Genomic DNA, 19045 nt, shown 5'->3' on the forward strand with positions numbered 1-19045 from the left:
GGGGCGGCGACAACGATCGCGTCAATCGGGGGGCGGGCAAGGCACGGTGCTCGACACCGCCGGGTCATGCGCGGGCGACGCGATTGCGGCCGCGGCGCTTGGCGGCATAGACGGCCTGGTCGGCGTCATGGATCAGGACATCGATATCCGGTGGTACCTCGCTGCGGGGGTCGTACCCGGCCACGCCGATGCTGATGGTCAGGTCGAGAGCGGGAACGCCGCCGTCCGGAACGAAAAGCGGCGTGGCCGCCACGCCCTGGCGAATGCGCTCGGCGATGCGTTCGGCCTGTACCGGGGCGGTGTCGGGCAACAGCACCAGAAACTCCTCGCCACCGTAGCGGGCGATCAGGTCGCCTTCACGGGCCTGGCGGCGCAACTGTTCGGCCAAGTGATCGATGGCGATATCGCCGATGCGATGGCCGTAGGTATCGTTGATCGTCTTGAAATGGTCGATGTCGATGAACAGCAGGCTCGCCGGGCGCTGCTGGCGGCGCTGATGGGCCAGCAGACGCATGCCTTCGCCGAGGAAGTGACGGCGGTTGGCCAGGTGGGTCATGCCGTCGGTCAACGCCTGTTGCTCGATCTGGCACCGGTAGCGGTAGAGGTTCCAGTAGAGGTATTCGCAGAACAGGCGCAATGCCACCACCGGGGGGAAACTGATCAGCATGTAGGCCAGGTAGATCCCATGGTCGAGATCGGCCGATATGCCGAGCAGAGGGGCGATCAACGGGAAGACGGTGATGGCCGTCAGGACCAGGATCGACAGGCGCAGCGACTGCACGAGCAGCAGGAACGGCACGAAGATGAAGAAGTAGAGAAAGCCGCCGATGCCATAGGCATTGCCGCCATCGAGTCGCGCCAGGATAGTGATGAAGCCGGCCTCGACCAGTAGCGGCACCGCGATGGTGGCCAGACGTGCCGGCCAGCCATGGGCGCGATGTCTGATGATCAGGGCCCATACCAACACTGCGGCACCCAGCAGCAAGCGCAGGCCGATCACCTGTGGCGCATGGGTGGCGTCGATGGCATGGTCCCAGAGGCTGCTGAACAGCACGAACGCCGCCGTGATCACCAGCGCCCGGACGGTGAAGTGGGTGAAGTCCTCGGCCTTGGCGGCGCGATACTCGGACGTATGCTGGGCCTGAAGGAACTCGGCCCATCGTCCGGCGTGAGCGCCATACCCCTTTCCCGGCTTGGCGTCGCCTCGTCGTCTGCTCATGGCAGGCCCTGCGTATGGGTGCGTGAAAGCGTTGACCGCTTTTCTTGGTCTTATCGTGCTGCTGGCTTCCAACATACGAAAAACCCGCCGGGCGCGATAGCGTTCGACGGGTTTTTTTGCGGGCCTGTCGGCTGGAACGCAGCGAAATGCCCGGCGGCCCTCGGACGGACGTTCACCCCTGACGGCTGGTCCAGGCTTCGTCGTTGACCAGGCTGATCGGACGTTCGCCGGACAGTGCCCGGAGGATGTTGTCGACCGCGCGCTGCGCCATGGCGTCGCGGGTTTCCACGGTCGCCGAGCCGATGTGCGGCAGTGCGACCACGTTGGCCATGCGCGGCAGCGGCGAGTCGGCCGGCAGCGGTTCCTTCGCGAAGACGTCCAGCCCCGCGGCGCGGATCTCGCCGGTCTCGAGGGCGTCGATCAGGGCCGGCTCGTCGACCACCTGGCCGCGGGCGATGTTGACGAAGATCGCGCTCGACTTCATGCGGGCGAACTGCTCGGCGCCGAACAGGTGAGTGGTCTCGGCGGTCAGCGGGACGGTGACGCAGACGAAATCGGCCTCGGCGAGCAGTTCGTCGAACTCGCGGCGCTGCGCCCCCAGTTCGCGCTCCAGGTCCGGCTTGGGCGAGGCATTGGAATACAGCACCTTCATGCCGAAACCCAGCGCGCCGCGGCGGGCCACCGCGGCGCCGATGCGCCCGAAGCCGACCATGCCCAGCGTCTTGCCGTGGACGTCGCTGCCGAACTGCGCCGGGCCGACGCTCTCCGTCCAGTCGCCGCGCTTGACGAAATCGGCCAGTTCCACGACGCGTCGGGCGCTGGCCATGATCAGCGAAAAGCCGGTGTCGGCGGTGGTCTCGGTGAGCACGTCGGGCGTGTTGCAGAGCAGGATGTCGCGGCGGGTCAGCTCGTCGACCGGGTAGTTGTCGACGCCCACCGAGATGCTGGCGATGGCTTCCAGGTTCGGTGCGTCGTCGAGCAGCTCGGGGGTGATGCGCAGGCTGGCGCCGATCAGGCCGTGGGCCTCGCGCAGGGCTTCGCGGAAGGCCGGGTCGTCGGCCGAGTCGAGCTCGGGGAAGTAGTCGACGTGGAAATGCTCGCTGAGCTGTTCCAGGTGATGCTGCCCGAGGCGGCGAAAGGCGGTGATGCGTTTTTGCATGCTCGCTCCGTTGGCGTTGGGGGTGAAGGGGGATCAGCTCGACGGTGGCAGGTCGGCCTCGAGCGTGGCGAGTCGCGTGCGATGGGGCAGCCCCTCCATGTCGCCGCGCACCTGGACCGCCTGGGCGCCGATCAGGTTGCCGCGACGCACCGCGGCGCGCGGCGAGAGGCCGTCGAGCAGGGCGCTGACCACGCCCACCGCGAAGCCGTCGCCGGCGCCCACGGTGTCGACGACCTCGGCGACCGGAAAGCCTGCCACCGTGAAGGCCTCGTCGTGGCTGCGGTAATAGCCGCCCTCGGGCCCCAGCTTGATGATCACCGCCCTGGCGCCGCGGTCGAGGTAGAAACCGGCGATGTCGTGGGCGCTCTCGAGGCCGGTCAGCCGGCGCCCCTCGGCGAGGCCGGGCAGGACCCAGTCGGCGCGGCCCGCCAGATCGTTGAGCGTGGCGCACATCTCGGCGTCGCTCTTCCACAGGCTGGGCCGCAGGTTGGGGTCGAACGAGATGTCGGCGCCGGCCGCGCGGGCCTGATCGAGCATGTGAAAGGAGAGTTCACGCGCCGTGGCGGACAGCGCCGGCGGGATGCCGGTGGCGTGCAGGTGGCGAGCGGCGGCAAAGTCCACCCCATGGGCGTCCGCGGGCGAGAGGAAGCTGGCGGCGCTGCCGCGGCGCACGTACTCGACGTGGGGGTCGGAGCCGTCCTCGACACGGGCCTTGAAGACCAGCCCGGTGGCGTGGTCGGGGTCGCGCGTCAGGTGGCGGCAATCCAGCCCTTCGGCTTCCAGGGTCCGGCGGATATAGGTACCGAAGTTGTCATCGCCGACCCGGCTCAACCAGCCGACGTGAAAGCCCAGCCGCGCGAGGCCGATGGCGACATTGGTATCGGCGCCGGCGATGCCGCGCTGGAAGCGGTCGGCATCGGCCAGTTCGCCCGGCGTCTCGGCGACGAACAGCGTCATCGCCTCGCCGAAGGTGAGAATCTCGGGAACGGTCGAACGAGTCATGCAAGGTCTCCTGGGTCGGGGCGCGTCGGTTCATGGCGGTTATTGGGTGGCAAGACACCACCCTGGCGCTGCGTGGAGCCGCGCTGGATCAGCCGGCCCATGTAGTCGGTGCGCCGCGGCGGCGTGGTGGCGGTATCGGCATCGAGTCGCCGCATCAGGCTGGCCACCGCGGCCCGGCCGATGGCCTCGGTGGGCTGGGCCAGGGTGGTGATGCCGGGGCCGGCCAGCGCACACCAGTCCAGCTCGTCGATGCCCAGCAGGCCGACCTCGCCGAGGGTGACGTCCAGTTCGCGCAGGGCGTGGGCCACCGCCAGGGTGACGTTGCCGTTGGCGCAGAGCAGGGCGTTGGCGTCGTCCGGCGCCTCGGCGAGCCAGTCGGCCAGTACTCGTGCCAGGCTCGGGTCCTGGGGCGGCATGGCGAGCTCGATGACGTCGCCGGTGAAGCCGCCGGCGGCGAGGCGTTGCCGGAAGCGCTCTCGGCGACGCTGGCGCGAGCTCGCCGCCTCGGGCGGTTCGCCGAGATAGAGCAGTCGCGTGTAGCCCTGGGCGAGCAAATGGTCGAGTGCGGTATCCACGGCACGGCCGTTGTCGAGCCCCACCACGTCGGCCTCGAAATCGGCCAGCGTCCGGTCGAGCAGCACCACCGGGGTGCCCTGGCCGGCGAGCGTGCGCAGCTCGGCGCTGGGGCGGCCGGCGGCGTTGACCACCAGCCCCTCGACGCGATAGGCGGCCAGCAGCGCCAGATGCTCGCGCTCCTGGGCGGGATCGTTGTCGGTGTTGCAGACCAGCAGCGAGAAGCCCTGCTCGCGGCAGGCCTGCTCGACGCCGTGCAGGACATCGACGGTGAACGGGTTGCGGATGTCGGCGACGACCATGCCCAGCAGACGCGAGCGTCCGCCCTTGAGCCCTCGCGCCATCTGGTTGGGGCGATATCCCAGGCGGGTGATCGAGGCGGCAATGCGGCGTTGCAGTGTCGCCGACAGGCGATGGCGTTCGCCGCCCAGGTAGCGCGACACGCTGGTCTTGGAGACGCCGGCGTCGCGGGCGACCTCGAGGATGGTGGAACGGCTGGTGGCTGGCATGAGGCATCGCCTGGTCGGTGCATGGCCCGTCACGGGCAGTCGCTGGGCTCATCGCTGGATGGAACCGTTCCCATCGTAGGCAAGGACTGCAGGACGAGCAATGCGTCGTAGGTGGAAGGCGGTGGTTTTTCTGGCGGGACCGATCGGGTGATTCAGGAAGGAGTGCAGAACGAGCAATGCGTCGTAGGTGGAAGGCGGTGGTTTTTCTGGCGGGACCGATCGGGTGATTCAGCAAGGAGTGCAGGACGAGCAATGCGTCGTAGGTGGAAGGCGGTGGTTTTTCTGGCGGGACCGACCGGGTGATTCAGCAAGGAGTGCAGAACGAGCAATGCGTCGTAGGTGGAAGGCGGTGGTTTTTCTGGCGGGACCGATCGGGTGATTCAGGAAGGAGTGCAGAACGAGCAATGCGTCGTAGGTGGAAGGCGGTGGTTTTTCTGGCGGGATCGATCGGGTGATTCAGGTAGGCATGGCAGAAGGACAGCCGGCGCAGCCGATGCTGCGCCGGTCAGGCCGATCAGTCGTCGAAGTGGTTGTCGTGGAGCACCCGGTCGGCGGGACCGAAGCGGTTGGCCGCGGTGTTGTGCTGGTGCCAGTAAGGGTAGAGCAGCGCCGGGCGGCTGACCCGCTCGATGGCGGCGATCTCGTCGGGCTTGAGGCTGAGCTCGGCGCCGGCGAGGTTGTCCTTGAGCTGGTCCTCCTTGCGGGCACCGATCACCGCGGTGGTCACCCCGGGGCGGGTCAATGTCCAGGCCAGCGCCACCTGGGCGGCGGAGACGCCATGGCCGTCGCCGATCTCGACCAGGGTCTCGATCAGGTCGAAGAGGCGTTCCTCGTCGTGGATCGGTGGCTCGGTCCAGCCCTGGCTGAAGCGGGTGCCGTCCGGATTCTGCTGGCCGCGCCGGTACTTGCCGGAGAGCAGGCCGCCGGCCAGCGGGCTCCAGACCATGGTGCCCAGCCCCTGGTCGGCGGCGGCGGGCATCAGCTCGAACTCGGCATCGCGGGCCTGGGCGGTGTAGTGGATCTGCTGGCAGACCGGCTTGACGAGGTTGTGGCGTTCGCAGATCTTGAGCGCCTTCATGACGTGCCAGGCCGACCAGTTGGAGACGCCGTAGTAGCGGATCTTGCCGTCGCGGACCAACTGGTCCATGGTCGACAGCGTTTCCTCCAGCGGCGTCAGGCCGTCCCACTGGTGCATCAGGTAGAGATCGAGCCGATCGGTCTGCAGCCGCTTCAGGCTGGCCTCGCACTCGCGCAGGATGTGATAGCGCGACAGGCCGTCGTCGTTGGGGCCGTCGCCCATCGGGAAGCGCACCTTGCTGGCGATCAGCAGGGCGTCGCGCTTGTCCTTGATCGCCTCGCCGAGAATCTCCTCCGAACGCCCCTCGGAGTACATGTTGGCGGTGTCGAAGAAGTTGACGCCGCGCTCGATGGCCATGTCGATCTGGCGGCGGGCGTCGCCGAGACCGGTATCGCCGACGCTGGCCATCTTGCCGACGCCGCCGAAGGTCATGGTGCCCAGCGTCAGCGGTGAAACGCGCAGGCCGGATTGGCCGAGGTTGCGGTATTCCATGGTGACTCCTGGTAGCTGACGAAGACGGCCCCGCGTCGGCGGGGCCGTACATGAAGCGGGATCACTCAGCGACGAACACGGTGCGCACGTTGAGGAACTCGCCGAAGCCGTACTCGCTCTGCTCGCGGCCGTAGCCACTGAGCTTGACGCCGCCGAAGGGCAGCTCGGCGAACGGCGTGGTGGGGCGGTTGACGAAGCTCATGCCGACATCGAGGCGCCGGGCGACCTGTTCGGCGCGCTTGACGTCCTGGCCGACCACGGTGCCACCCAGGCCGTAGGGGCTGCGGTTGGCCAGTTCGATGGCATGCTCGGCGTTGTCGGCGGTGATCACCGAGGCCACCGGGCCGAACAGCTCCTCGTCGAAGGCCGGATTGCCCGGGGCGACGTTGGTTAGCACGGTAGGCGCGTACCAGGCGCCGGGCCGGTCGAGGATCTGGCCGCCGGTCTCGATCTGGGCGCCGTTCTGTACCGCGCGCTTGACCTGATCGTGGAGGTCGTCGCGCAGGTCCTTGCGCGACATCGGACCGATGTCGGTGTCCTCGTCGAGGGGGTTGCCGATGCGCAGTTTCTGGACCTGATCGACCAGGCGCTCGGTGAAGCGCTCGACCATCGACTCGACGACGATCAGCCGCTTGGAGGCCGCGCAGCTCTGGCCGGTGTTGTCGAAGCGGCCTTCGATGGCTATCTCCACCGCCTTGTCGACGTCGGCATCGTCGAGCACGATCAGCGGATCGATACCGCCGAGTTCGAGCACGCTGGGCTTGACCAGTTCGCCGGCCTGCTTGGCGACGGCACGACCGGCTTCCTCGCTGCCGGTGAGCGTGACCCCGCAGACGATTGGGTCGCGCAGGATGCCCTCGATCTCGCTGGAGGAGACCGGCAGCCAGGTGAAGGTGCCCTCGTCGAAGCCGGCGTCGTGGAACAGCTGGGTGATCAGCTTGGCACTGCCGGGAACGTTGGAGGCGTGCTTGAGCAGGCAGGCGTTGCCGCCGGCGAGGTTGGGCGCCGCGAAACGCACCACCTGATAGAGCGGGTAGTTCCAGGGCATGATGCCCAGCACCGCGCCCATCGGATCGCGCACCACCTCGGCCTTCTGGGCGCCGGGGATCTGCTTGGGCTTGGGCGCCATGAACTCTTCGGCGTGATCGGCGTAGAAGCGCACGATCGCCGCCGAGATCCGTGTTTCGGCGATCACGCCGCCGAACTTCTTGCCCATCTCGCGGCAGATCACTTCCCCGATGTCGGCCTGACGCTCTTCGATCAGGTCGGCGACGGCGTGCAGTTTCTTGGCGCGCTCGGCGACGGTCAGGCGGCGCAGTTCGTCGTAGCCGCGGCGCGTGGCGTCGAGCTTGTCGCGAATGCCCTGGGCATCGAGCATCGCGTGCTCGCCGATGACTTCGTCGGTGGCGGGGTTGACCGCGGTCAGCGTTTGACGGCTCATCGATTCCTCCTTGGCGATGTTGCTGGGGCGTCCTTTCACGCGTCTCAGTGTAGGACAGTGATGATGAACGCAAGCCGCTTCAAGGGGGTACGGCGATGGCGACGAGCGCGCGTTTGCGGCAAAGTACGGCGACACCGCGATCATTCGGCGACAGGGAGATCCCGATGCAAGTGTGGAAAGTGAGGAACCCCGTGGTGAGCGTGATGGCCGGGCTGGCCCTGCTCTGGCTGGGTGCCGGGGCGGCGTCGGCCGCTCCCGGCAGCGACTGCGATCGGCTGGTGCGGCCGGGCGAGAATCTGCGTCTCGTCGTCGACGGCCTGCCCGACAACGGCAAGCATCAGACGGTGTGTCTCGGCGAGGGCACGTTCGTCCTCCAGGACATGCTCACGCTGGGGCGCGACAACCTGACCCTGCGCGGTCAGGGGCGCGAGGCCACGGTGCTGCAGTTGGCCGATGGCACGTCCAGCCCGGTACTGGTCCTGGGTGATGCCCGCCACCAGGTGCCGCAGCGGCCGATTCGTCAGGTCACGGTGACCGATCTGGCGATTCGTGGCGGGGGGGCCGGCGGCAGCGAGTTCCGTCCCGATCTGCCCTATCTCAGCAACAGCGGCCTGGTGGTGCGGCGTGGCGAGCAGATCACCCTGCGCAATCTGGACGTGCGGCACTGCCGCAGCGCCTGCCTGCTCACCGAGCACCACAGCCGGGACGTGACGATCGCCGACAATTACGTCAGCGATGCCCAGTGGGACGGCATTTCACTCAATCGCGCCGGGCCCACGACGATCGTCGGCAATACCATCGAGCACAACGTCGCGGCGGGGATCACCGTCGAATACCTCCAGGACAGCGAGGTGCGCGACAACGTCATCACCGACAACGGCACGCACGGGATCTACCTGGCGGATGCCGAGCACAATACCTTCAGCAACAACGCGATCAGCGACAATCGCCAGGCCGGGGTGTTCCTGACCTGCTCGATTCGCGAGCGCGACCCGGTGCAGTGCTGGGACGACAGCTTCAGCCGTGACAACGTCTTTCACCATAACCGCTTCGTGAACAACCGCTTCGGCTATCAGGTCGCGGTGGACGATGCGGCGAATTGCCTGAACCGTGAATCGCCGCCCAACATCTCGCGCGGCGACACCTTCCGCGACAGCCCCAACCACGAGCCATCCTGGGAGCGTTACGGGCGGTGCATCGCCTACGACGGCAGTCGTGTCCTCGACAACGCGAAACAGGCAGCGTCACCCTGATCGTCGGTTCAACCGCGGCGAGAGTTCCGGCGCGACGAGAGGCGGCGCGAGTTGGCGGTAGTACGGCGGTGCAGGGGCGTCAGGGTGCGATGGCCGGTCTCCCACCACGGCGAGAACCGCCCGCTGGCCATGTTCAGCATGGCCTTCTGCCACTCGGCGGCGACCTCCAGGCTGGCATCGAGCTTCTCGGTGACCATGCGCTGGTTCTCGCGCATCATCGAGCGACTGGTGGGCGACTTGGTGTACCAGAGGTTGTGGCGCATGGCGATCGTCGTCAGCGACGTCGTCCACAGTTCGTAGGCCATCAGGCCGACCTTCCAGGCCTCGAGGGCCGCGGTCGGCGTCATCGGAAGCAGCGGGGGCAGTGCGGGAGTTTGACGCATGTTCGTTTACCGTGCTGATCTGAAAGTCGGCGGTCGCTTTGCGAAGCGACCGCGCCCATTGGATAGTGGCATTCTACGCCGAATGTTGCGGCGCAGCATAGTCCGGCGTCATGTCAGTCGCGTGGCGTCGCGTTTCCGGCCCCTGACGCCGGGCTGGGCTAGTCTGAATCCAGCACGGCGCGTCACGCGCGGGATGCCGTTCGGCCCCGGCGAGGGTCGATCATCACGGAAGAAGAGGAGGCAGCATGAGGGAAACCACACTCTGGTCGCTGATCAGTGCCGGTGCCGCGATCGCCAGCGGCATCGCGGTGCGCAACGGTGCGCGCAAGGCTTATGAACGCAAGGTCGGCAAGCCACCGATCGACCCCTACGATCGTGATGTCCGCTGGCGCGATGCCCTGGTATGGGGCGCGGCCTCCGGGGTGATGGTCGGCGTGGCCCGCGTGGTGGGGCGGCGCGCCGGCAGCGAGGCGATGCATCGCGCCCGGCGGCGCCGCGAGCGTCGTCAGCGCCGGCTCGATTATGACCGGCGCCCGCTGGGCTGACGGTCGTTCGATGCGCAGCCCGGCGGCGGGAGGGGTGAAAACGCCGGGCTAGGCGTCAGATCCAGCCCAGCCACTGCCACCACAGGTAGTCCAGCGGCCACTGGATCAGCACGCTGAGCACCGCCATGATCAGCAGCACCCGCATCGAGTCGCGCAGGCGCAGCCCGGCGCTCAGCAGGCCCACCACCAGCGGTGGTGCCTGATAGGGCAGTATCACCGTCGAGAAGCCCACCACCTGGGTCATGGTCACCGCTTCCGGAGACCAGCCGGTGATCGAGGCGATCTGCGGCGCCAGGGGCGTGAGGATGGCGGGGATGCCGGGCAGGGTGACCACGGTGCCGAGTGCCATCGACAGGGCGCTCAGCAGGCCGAAGGTGGCGGCGTCGCCGGCCCCGCCCAGCGGCAGGGCATCGAGCAGATAGTGGGCGAGGCGATCGCCCAGGCCGCTACGGTTGGCCAGGGCGCCGAGGCTGACGATCCCGGCGACGTAGAACAGCGACTCGACGTTGAGCGACTTGAGCGGCTTGTCCGTCATCAGGCCGCTACCGGGAAACAGGCAGACCAGTGCCGCCAGCATGCCGATCCAGGCCGGCGAGATGCCGTGCCAGGCATCGCTGACCCACAAGGCCACCGCCAGACACAGCACCAGGGCGAGCCGCCGCTGTGGCGCACTGAGTGACGCGCTGCCGGCAAGATCGCCGGGCTGCGGGTCGCGGTCGGGGTAGAGCTTGAGCATCACCCCGAACAGGGTCAGCGCCTTGATGATGCCGAGCACCGGGAAGTGCAGCAGCAGATAGGCGCTGTAGGTGGGCGGCTCACCGAGCACCGCTTCGGCCGCGCCCATCAGCACGTTGTTGGGCACGTTGGCCGGCAGGATCGCGTAGGTGGGCAGCACGGTGCTCAGCATGCCGCCGAGGATCAGCCCGGTGTGCCCCGCACGTCCCTTCGCGTAGCCGAGGTGGTCGGCCAGGGTGACCAGCAGCGGCGCCAGCAGCACGATGCGCCCCATCGCCGAGGGCATGACGAAGGCCATCGCCACCCCCAAGGCGATCACCCCGGCCATAGCGCCGCGATAGGAACCGGTCAGCCAGGCGCCCACACGGCTGGCGACGTTCTCGCCGAGGCCGGTGTACTGAATCGCCGCGCCGATCACCAGACCGGCGAACACCAGCCAGGTCGCCGCCGAGGCAAAACCGGCGAACACCGTGTCCGGCGGCGCCACGTCGGCCACGGTGCACAGGGTGAAGAACACCAGCGCGGTCAGCCACTGGGGCAGCCAGCCGGTCGCCCACAGGGCGATCGACAGCACGACGACGCTGGCCGCCCGGGCCACCGTGGGGGCGCCGGGTGCCAGCAGCAGGAAGGCGCCCACGGCGACGATGCCGGTCAGGCAGACGAGGTGACGGCGCGACGAGCGCAGCGCAGCGGCGGACATGGCGGCTCCGGTGGCGGGGACGGGTCGCAGAGTTTAGCAGGCGAACCGGTAGCGCTCACCCGGGGCGGCGCGACCGTCCTGATCGGCGAGTTCATCGCAGTGAACCGAGACACGAAGCGTCGCCAGCGGCGCTCGGCGATTGTCCATCACGGCCCGCGTTTGGGTATGCTAAGGAACGACCGATAGCCTGCTCATCGTCGCCACGACACCGAGGCACTCACGAGGTTTCGCCATGACTCACGCCACCGTTTCTCCCTCACCTTCCCTGCCACCGCGGCCCTCAAAGGCCGCGCTCGAGGCGCTGATCGACGAGCTCGCGCCGCGACTCGGCGAGCGGATCACCACCGCCCGCGGCGTCCGCGATCAGCATGGTCATGACGAATCCTGGCATCACCCGGGTGCGCCGGATGCGGTCTGTTTCCCTCACTCCACCGAAGAGGTGGCCGCGGTGGTCACCGCCTGCGCCCGCCACCGGGTACCGGTGATTCCCTACGGGGTCGGCACCTCGATCGAAGGCCAGGTGATCGCCGAGCACGGCGGGCTGTGCATCGATCTCTCGGCGATGAATGCGATTCTCGCCGTGCGCCCCGAAGACATGGATGCCACCGTCCAGCCCGGCGTGACCCGAACCCAGCTCAACACGCACCTGCGCGCCAGCGGCCTGTTCTTCTCCGTCGACCCCGGCGCGGATGCCAGCATGGGCGGCATGGCCTCGACCCGCGCCAGCGGCACCAACACCGTGCGCTACGGCACCATCCGCGAGAACGTGCTGGCGATGACGGTGGTGATGCCGGACGGGCGCATCGTCAAGACCGGCAGCCGGGCGCGCAAGTCCGCGGCCGGCTACGACCTGACCCATCTGATGATCGGCGCCGAAGGCACGCTCGGCATCATCACCGAGCTGACCGTCAGGCTGCACGGCCTGCCGGAGGCGGTCTCCAGCGCCACAGTGGCGTTCGAGGACGTCGCCGGGGCGGTCGATACCGTGATCGCCTCGATCCAGTACGGCATCCCCATGGCACGCATCGAACTGATGGACGCGCTCGCCATGCGGGCGGTCAACCGCTTCTCGCACCTCGACTACGCCGAGAAACCGACCCTGTTCCTCGAATTCCACGGGACCCATGCCGGCGTGAAGGAGCAGGCGGAGAACATGGCCGCGTTGTGCCAGGAGTTCGGCGGCAGCGATTTCGTCTGGGCGACCAAAGAGGAGGAGCGCAGTGCGCTATGGCAGGCACGCCACGACGCGGCCTATGCGGCCAAGGCGCTGCGCCCGGGGGCGGAGTTCCTGGCCACCGATATCTGCGTGCCGATCTCCGAGCTTGCCGCCTGTATCGAAGCGACCCAGGCCGATGTCGCCGAGAGTGGCTTGATCGCGCCGCTGCTCGGCCATGTCGGTGACGGCAACTTTCATCTGGTCGTCGCGGTGGATCGCGAGAGTCCCGAAGAACTCGAGACGCTGGCGGCCTTCAACCGGCGTCTGATCGAACGCGCGCTCGCCGCCGGCGGCACCTGCACCGGCGAACATGGCATCGGCAGCGGCAAGCGCGCTTACATGGAGGCCGAGCATGGCGAGGGCTGGGCGGTGATGCGCAGTCTCAAGGCGGCACTCGATCCGTTGGGCATCATGAATCCCGGCAAGCTGGTGTAGCGTGCGGTGAAAGGGCCCCGCGCAGGCAGGGCCGTGATCGAGGGAGCTCAGTCGCGGGCGGTGGTCGGGGTATTGCCCAGGGTGCGGTGGGCGCGTTCGAGATCTTCCGGCTCCAGCTCCCACGCCTGCGGGTCCAGATCCAGTTCCGGGTGGTCCTTGGCGTTGAAGATCGGGCGTTCGATGCCCTGGCGCTGCTGGTCGTCGAAATCGCGCAGGATGCGCAGGCCCGGCTTGAACAGCAGGATCAGCGCGACCAGGTTGGCGACCGCCAGCAGACCCATGGTGACGTCGGCGAAGCCGAAGACCGTGCCCAGATCGGTGGTCGCGCCCCAGCACACCAGCAGCACGATGGCCACGCGGAAGGCGTTGAACAGGGTCTGGTTGTCGCGGCTGAAGTAGTTGAGGCTGTTCTCGCCCAGATAGTAGTTGTAGAGGATGGTGCTGAAGGCGAACAGCAGCAGCGCCAGGCTGACGAAGGTGCGCCCCCACTCGCCGACATGGTCGGCCATCGATGCCTGGGTCAGCGCAATGCCCGCCACGTCGCTGGCCGAGGCCGGGTCGTAGACGCCGCTGAGCAGGATCATGAACGCGGTGGCCGAGCAGATGACGACGGTGTCGATGAACACCGAGAACGCCTGCACGATGCCCTGGTTGGCCGGGTGCGGCACATAGGCCACGGCGGCCACGTTGGGGGCGCTGCCCAGGCCGGCTTCGTTGGAGAACAGGCCGCGTTTGACGCCCATCATGATCGCCGCGCCGATGCCGCCGCCGATCGCCGGTTCGAGGCCGAAGGCGCTCTTCACGATCAGCACGATCACGTCGGGGATCTTCTCGATGTTGAGGCCCAGCACCAGCAGCGCGATCAGCAGGTAGCCGCCGGCCATGAACGGCACCAGCACCTCGGAGATGCGCGCGATGCGCTTGATGCCGCCGAAGATGATCAGGCCCACGAGCATGGCCAGGCCCAGGCCGCTGTAGAGCACCGGCACGCCGAAGGCGTCGCCGAACGAGGTCGCCACGGCGTAGGACTGCAGCGCGGTGAAGGCGAAACCGAAGGTCGCCAGCAGCAGCACCGAATAGACCAGCGCCAGCCAGTGCCAGCGCCGCCCCAGCCCGCGCGAGATGTAGTAGGCCGGGCCGCCGCGGTAGGTGCCGTCGGCCTCGGCTTCCTTGTAGGTCTGGGCCAGGGTGCACTCCAGAAAGCTGGTGGCCATGCCCATCAGGCCAACCACCCACATCCAGAACACCGCCCCCGGCCCGCCCAGGGTGATCGCCACCGCGACGCCGGCGATGTTGCCGCCGCCGACCCGCCCGGCCACCGACAGCACCAGCGCCTGGAAGGAGCTCAGATGGCCGTGCTTGTCGCGGCGAAAGGCCTGGCTGGCGCCGAGGATGCGAAACATCTGGCCGAAGTAGCGAAACTGCACGAAGCGCGAGGCGAGGGTGAAGCCGATGCCCACGGCGATCAGCAGCACCAGCAGGACCTTGCCCCACAGCAGGTCGTTGAGGAAATCCAGCATGCGTTGTCTCCACTCTTGTGTTGTTGTGGACCGTGTCGATGTGTCGGCCCGATTTAAGCACTCCACGAGCGGGCTGGAATTTGACGCCCCGTTGCAGCCTGGCGCATTCTCTTGCGCACTCTGTGCACCAGAGTGCACCAGTCTCCATTGAGCACTGCCCATGCATGACGATTTCGCGGCCAACCTGCGGCTGCTTTGCAGCTACTACCGCTCGATTGCCGAGGTGTGTCGGCGGCTCGAGATCAATCGCGCGCAGTTCAATCGCTACCTCAGCGGGCGCTATCGGCCCGCCGGCCATACCATGCGTCGGATATGCGACTTCTTCGGTGTCGAGGTCCACGAGATTCTGCTGCCCCACGCCGAGTTCCAGCCGCTGGTCCGCCTGCGCCCCGGCCTGCAGAGCCGGTCGGCACCCGAGCGGCCGGATGCCTCCCCGGGCATGCCGGCGGCGCTGCTGGAGGCGGGGCGCCAGGGGATGTCGCGCTATCTGGGCTGCTACCACGAGTACTATCTGGCGATGTCGCGGCCCGGACAGGTGCTGTGTACCCTGGTGTGCCTCGAGCGCCACGGCGACGATGTGGTCTATCAGCGCACCGAGCGCATGCCGACGGGCGGCGGGCGGGTCTTCCACAACCGCTACCGGGGCGTGGCCATGCTGCTGAGCGATCGTCTGTTCCTGGTCGACCACGAGTCGCTCAACGGCCACGAGATCACCCAGACGATCCTGTTTCCCAGCTTCAAGAGTCAGGTCTTCCGGCTCTCCGGTCTCAAGCTCGGGGTGGCGGACAGCAGCGAGCGCATGCCCTGCGGTGTGCGGGTGGTCTACGAGCGCCTCGGCGGGGCGCTCGGGGGGCGCCAGGCGCTGGCGGGATGCGGCCTCTATGCGCTGGACGATCCGCGCCTCGACCCGGCGGTGGTGGCGGCGATCCGCAACGACGTGGCGCCCGGCGAGTGGCAGTTTCGGGCACGCTACGTCTGATTCGTCGCGACGAGTGCGACCGTGACGTGCCGCCGGCTCAGTGGCGAGCGGGGCGCCGGACCGGCCACAGCTCCAGCATCGCCGCCATGATCACCAGCAGCCCGCCGATGCCTTCCCGCAGGCCCAGCGCTTCGCCGACGAACAGCGCCGCCGAGACCACTCCCACCAGCACCTCGCTCATCAGCAGAATGCCCAGGCGGGCGGGCTCCAGGCGCGACGTCGCCCACAGCAGCGCGGCCAGCGACAGCGCCCACCAGAGTGCCGCGGCGGCCAGCGTCCAGCTCGCCACGTCCGGCCAGGCCCCCGGCGCGGGCAGGGCCGGCCAGGGGGCGAGCAGCGGGGCGAGCACGGCGGCGGCGATCACCGCGCCGAGCACGAAGACGAAGTTGCTCTCGACCGGGCCGGGGCTGTCGCTGCGGGTGCGGATCAATGTCGACGACAGTGCCCACAACAGGCCCGAGGCGAGCCCCAGCCAGTCGCCGAGGCTGCGCGGCAGCGGCACGCCGCCATCGGCGCCCAGCACCAGCAGCAGCCCGCCGAGGCCTACGCCGATCGCCAGATAGCGCAGTCGGGGCGTCGGCCAGTGCAGCCAGAAACGGCCGATGAGCGTGCTCCATACCGGGGTCAAGTAGAACAGCAGAATGACGATCGCCACCCGGCCGTAGACCAGGCCGATCGAGTACATGACGAAGGCCGCGCCGCCCAGGGCGATGGCCATCAGGGTCAGCGGTCGTGTGGCGGCCAGACGTCGCCGCTGGCGCAGGGCGAACGGTGCGAGCAGCAGCGCCGCGGTCGTGACGATGATCAGCGAGCCCCAGGCGCCGGGCAGCGCCTCGGCCAGGCGCCGTACCGGTAGCCAATAGAGGCCCCACAGGGCGCCGGTAACGACGACGATCAGGCTGGCGAGTTGTCGTTGGCGAGGATCCATCATCGAGTCTTCCCTGACGACGGGGCGGGCGCGTGGTCCGCCGGTTCACGAATGGCACAGGGCATCCGGCGCGTCACGGGGCGAGACAATTGACCCGATAGCGGTTCGAGTCGCCGTCCAGCGCCAGGTGCTCGTTGACCTTGTTGAAGAAGAACGGCGTCTTGTCCCCCGAGTCCCGCCGGTAATGCCCGCAGATGCCGTAGCCGTTGTTGACCTCGCGCATGTCGGTCACCTCGACCTCGCTGCGGGTGTCGAGTCGCGTGGCGATGGCCTGCGCGATGCGCTCGTCGAGGTGGCTCTCGGTGAGGGCCTGACCGCCGAATATCAGGGCGGCGGCGAGCAGGATGGTGAGGGCGGGGATGGTCAGGTTGTGCATGAGGGCTCTCGATGACGCGGATATCGACGGCGCCCGCCGGGACCCGGCCGCGGCGGATCGTACCTGAGTGCCGCAGCGGCCGGGGGACCTGTGGCGGTTAGCAGGGGGTCGGCTCAGTTGACCCCAGGGTCGAGTTCGCCGCGCGCGTAGCGCTCGAACATCGCCTCCAGGCCGATCGGCTTGATCCGGCTGGCGTTGCCGGCGGTGCCGAAGGCCTCGAAGCGGTCGATGCACACGTCGCGCATGGCGGTGACGGTTTCCTTGAGGAACTTGCGCGGGTCGAATTCGGCCGGGTTGTGGGCCAGAAAGCGCCGCACGGCCCCGGTGGAGGCCAGGCGCAGGTCGGTATCGATGTTGACCTTGCGCACGCCGTGGCGGATGCCCTCGACGATCTCCGCGACCGGCACGCCGTAGGTCTCGGGGATGGCGCCGCCGAACTCGTTGATGATCGCCAGCCACTCCTGGGGCACCGAGCTGGAGCCGTGCATCACCAGGTGGGTGTTGGGGATGCGCTCGTGGATCTGGCGGATGCGCGCGATCGACAGGGTGTCGCCGGTGGGCGGCCGGGTGAACTTGTAGGCGCCGTGGCTGGTGCCGATGGCGATCGCCAGGGCGTCGACGTGAGTGGCCGCGACGAAGGCGGCGGCCTCTTCCGGGTCGGTGAGCAGTTGCTCACGGGAGAGCGTGCCCTCGGCGCCGATGCCGTCCTCCTCGCCGGCCTGGCCGGTTTCCAGGCTGCCCAGGCAGCCCAGCTCGCCCTCGACGGAGACGCCGCAGGCGTGGGCCATCGCCACGGTGCGCCGGGTGACGTCGACGTTGTAGGCGTAGTCGGTCGGCGTCTTGCCGTCCTCGCCCAGCGAGCCGTCCATCATCACCGAGGAAAAGCCCAACTGGATCGAGCGCTGGCACACCGCGGGGCTGGTGCCGTGGTCCTGGTGCATGACCACCGGAATGTGCGGGAACTCCTCGACCGCGGCCAGGATCAGGTGGCGCAGGAAGGGCGCCCCGGCGTACTTGCGGGCGCCGGCGGAGGCCTGCACGATCACCGGCGAATCGGTGCGGTCGGCGGCTTCCATGATGGCGCGCATCTGTTCCAGATTATTGACGTTGAAGGCCGGCACGCCGTAATCGTGTTCGGCGGCGTGGTCGAGGAGCTGGCGCAGGCTGATCAGGGCCATGGGCGGTGAATTTCCTTGCTGACGGTCGAAGGGCGGCCGTTGGGCCGCCCCGGAGATGGTGATGGTGAGGATTTGCGCTAGTCGGCCGCGGCCTCGAGCGCGGTCACCGCGGGCAGCGGCTTGCCCTCGACGTACTCGAGGAAGGCGCCGCCGCCAGTGGAGATGTACGAGACCTGGTCCTCGATGCCGTACTTGTCGATGGCCGCCAGGGTGTCACCGCCGCCGGCGATGGAGAAGCCGTTGCTCTCGGCGATCGCCTTGGACAGCGCTTCGGTGCCCATGCCGAACTGGTCGATCTCGAACACGCCGACGGGGCCGTTCCAGAGGATGGTGCCGGCGCTCTCGAGCAGGCCGCCGAAGCGCGAGGCGGTCTCCGGGCCGATGTCGAGGATCATCTCGTCGTCGCCCACCTGGTCGACCGGGCGGACCACGGCCTCGGCGGACTCCGAGAACTCGGTGGCGACCACCACGTCGGTGGGCAGGGGGATCTCGACCCTGGCCATCAGCGCCTTGGCCTGGTCGATCAGGTCGGCCTCGTGCAGCGACTTGCCGACGTTGTAACCGGCCGCGGCGATGAAGGTGTTGGCGATGCCGCCGCCGACGATCAGCTGGTCGCATTTCTCGGAGAGGGCGTTGAGCACCTCGAGCTTGGTCGAGACCTTGGAGCCGCCGACGATCGCCACCATGGGCCGAGCGGGCGTCGCCAGGGCCTTCTCCAGCGCCTCGAGCTCCTGGGCGAGCAGCGGGCCGGCACAGGCGGCCGGGGCGAAACGGGCCACGCCGTGGGTCGAGGCCTGGGCGCGGTGGGCGGTGCCGAAGGCGTCCATGACGTAGACGTCGCACAGGCTGGCGTAGGCCCGCGACAGCGCTTCGTCGTCCTTCTTCTCGCCGCTGTTGAAGCGCACGTTCTCGAGCAGCACCACTTCGCCGTCGGCGATGTCGAACGGGCCGTCCAGGTAGTCGGTGACCAGGCGCACCGGCTGGCCGAGCAACTGGCCGAGGTGGGCGGCCACCGGGGCCAGCGAGAACTCCTCGGCGGGCTCGCCCTCGGTGGGGCGACCCAGGTGGCTCATCAGCATCACCTTGGCGCCGGCGTCGCGGGCGGCCTTGATGGTCGGCAGGCAGGCGCGGATGCGCGCGTCCGAGGTGACGCTGCCCTGCTTGACCGGCACGTTGAGGTCTTCACGGATCAGCACTCGCTTGCCGGCGAGAGCGAGGTCGGTCATCTTGCGCACGTTCATGTGGCGAGTCCCCTTTACTTGGTCATTCCCGAACTGGGTGAATCTGGAACGTTCAGCGTCCGCCGAGCGTGGCGCGGCCGGCG

17 protein-coding genes are annotated in these 19045 nt (G+C 68.3%); 4 read left to right on the forward strand and 13 right to left on the reverse strand.

Annotated elements, in window-relative coordinates; translation table 11 throughout:
* Positions 1 to 64 precede the first annotated feature (64 nt).
* From D0901_RS15490 to D0901_RS15515, 6 genes are all read right to left on the reverse strand, one after another.
* Positions 65 to 1219 carry a GGDEF domain-containing protein gene (locus tag D0901_RS15490; protein WP_162500885.1) on the reverse strand — a complete coding sequence of 385 codons (1155 nt, stop codon included), beginning with the start codon at positions 1217 to 1219 and terminating at the stop codon, positions 65 to 67.
* A gap of 172 nt (positions 1220 to 1391) precedes the next feature.
* Positions 1392 to 2378 (reverse strand): 2-hydroxyacid dehydrogenase, encoded by a 987-nt coding sequence (locus D0901_RS15495; RefSeq protein ID WP_129141215.1) that lies wholly within the window; start codon positions 2376 to 2378, stop codon positions 1392 to 1394.
* 33 nt (positions 2379 to 2411) lie between these two features.
* Entirely contained in the window at positions 2412 to 3380 is a 969-nt protein-coding gene (locus tag D0901_RS15500; RefSeq protein WP_129141216.1) for a sugar kinase, read from the reverse strand.
* A complete protein-coding gene (locus D0901_RS15505; protein ID WP_129141217.1) occupies positions 3377 to 4462 on the reverse strand; it encodes a LacI family DNA-binding transcriptional regulator in 1086 nt (361 codons plus the stop codon). The genes D0901_RS15500 and D0901_RS15505 overlap by 4 nt, the downstream gene beginning before the upstream one ends.
* Before the next feature lie 514 nt (positions 4463 to 4976).
* Positions 4977 to 6032, reverse strand: coding sequence for an aldo/keto reductase (locus D0901_RS15510; protein ID WP_129141218.1), 1056 nt, complete (start codon positions 6030 to 6032; stop codon positions 4977 to 4979).
* A 61-nt stretch (positions 6033 to 6093) separates the two neighbouring features.
* A complete protein-coding gene (locus tag D0901_RS15515) occupies positions 6094 to 7473 on the reverse strand; it encodes an NAD-dependent succinate-semialdehyde dehydrogenase (protein ID WP_162500886.1) in 1380 nt (459 codons plus the stop codon).
* A 164-nt stretch (positions 7474 to 7637) separates the two neighbouring features.
* Between D0901_RS15515 and D0901_RS15520 the strand changes: the two genes are divergently transcribed.
* Complete coding sequence (locus D0901_RS15520; protein ID WP_203234883.1) at positions 7638 to 8726, forward strand: right-handed parallel beta-helix repeat-containing protein; 1089 nt, start codon at positions 7638 to 7640, stop codon at positions 8724 to 8726.
* A gap of 8 nt (positions 8727 to 8734) precedes the next feature.
* Here D0901_RS15520 and D0901_RS15525 read toward each other — a convergent pair whose 3' ends face one another.
* The gene (locus D0901_RS15525) at positions 8735 to 9109 is read right to left on the reverse strand and encodes a hypothetical protein (RefSeq protein ID WP_129141220.1); all 375 of its coding nucleotides are present in this window, start codon (positions 9107 to 9109) and stop codon (positions 8735 to 8737) included.
* A 245-nt stretch (positions 9110 to 9354) separates the two neighbouring features.
* Between D0901_RS15525 and D0901_RS15530 the strand changes: the two genes are divergently transcribed.
* Entirely contained in the window at positions 9355 to 9654 is a 300-nt protein-coding gene (locus D0901_RS15530) for a DUF4235 domain-containing protein (RefSeq protein WP_129141221.1), read from the forward strand.
* 55 nt (positions 9655 to 9709) lie between these two features.
* Here the strand turns inward: D0901_RS15530 and D0901_RS15535 are convergent, their stop codons facing one another.
* Entirely contained in the window at positions 9710 to 11089 is a 1380-nt protein-coding gene (locus tag D0901_RS15535) for an SLC13 family permease (RefSeq protein ID WP_129141222.1), read from the reverse strand.
* A gap of 232 nt (positions 11090 to 11321) precedes the next feature.
* Here D0901_RS15535 and D0901_RS15540 point away from each other — a divergent pair, with 232 nt between their 5' ends.
* Positions 11322 to 12740: an FAD-binding oxidoreductase gene (locus D0901_RS15540; RefSeq protein ID WP_129141223.1), complete on the forward strand. Its 1419-nt coding sequence runs from the start codon at positions 11322 to 11324 to the stop codon at positions 12738 to 12740.
* 47 nt (positions 12741 to 12787) lie between these two features.
* On the opposite strand, the gene D0901_RS15545 is transcribed toward D0901_RS15540, so the two are convergent.
* Positions 12788 to 14260 carry an alanine/glycine:cation symporter family protein gene (locus D0901_RS15545; protein WP_129141224.1) on the reverse strand — a complete coding sequence of 491 codons (1473 nt, stop codon included), beginning with the start codon at positions 14258 to 14260 and terminating at the stop codon, positions 12788 to 12790.
* Positions 14261 to 14420: 160 nt separating this feature from the next.
* Here D0901_RS15545 and D0901_RS15550 point away from each other — a divergent pair, with 160 nt between their 5' ends.
* Positions 14421 to 15239, forward strand: a complete 819-nt coding sequence (locus tag D0901_RS15550) for a helix-turn-helix transcriptional regulator (RefSeq protein ID WP_129141225.1) — start codon at positions 14421 to 14423, stop codon at positions 15237 to 15239.
* Positions 15240 to 15276: 37 nt separating this feature from the next.
* Here the strand turns inward: D0901_RS15550 and D0901_RS15555 are convergent, their stop codons facing one another.
* The 4 genes from D0901_RS15555 to D0901_RS15570 form a co-directional block, all read right to left on the reverse strand.
* Positions 15277 to 16170 (reverse strand): DMT family transporter, encoded by an 894-nt coding sequence (locus tag D0901_RS15555; protein WP_129141226.1) that lies wholly within the window; start codon positions 16168 to 16170, stop codon positions 15277 to 15279.
* A gap of 70 nt (positions 16171 to 16240) precedes the next feature.
* Positions 16241 to 16543 (reverse strand): hypothetical protein, encoded by a 303-nt coding sequence (locus D0901_RS15560; protein ID WP_129141227.1) that lies wholly within the window; start codon positions 16541 to 16543, stop codon positions 16241 to 16243.
* Positions 16544 to 16656: 113 nt separating this feature from the next.
* A complete protein-coding gene (gene fba / locus D0901_RS15565) occupies positions 16657 to 17721 on the reverse strand; it encodes a class II fructose-bisphosphate aldolase (protein ID WP_129141228.1) in 1065 nt (354 codons plus the stop codon).
* Between the two features lie 77 nt (positions 17722 to 17798).
* The gene (locus D0901_RS15570; RefSeq protein ID WP_129141229.1) at positions 17799 to 18962 is read right to left on the reverse strand and encodes a phosphoglycerate kinase; all 1164 of its coding nucleotides are present in this window, start codon (positions 18960 to 18962) and stop codon (positions 17799 to 17801) included.
* Positions 18963 to 19045: the final 83 nt, after the last annotated feature.

The organism is Modicisalibacter coralii (genome assembly GCF_004117855.1).
GTDB classification, from domain to species: domain Bacteria; phylum Pseudomonadota; class Gammaproteobacteria; order Pseudomonadales; family Halomonadaceae; genus Modicisalibacter; species Modicisalibacter coralii.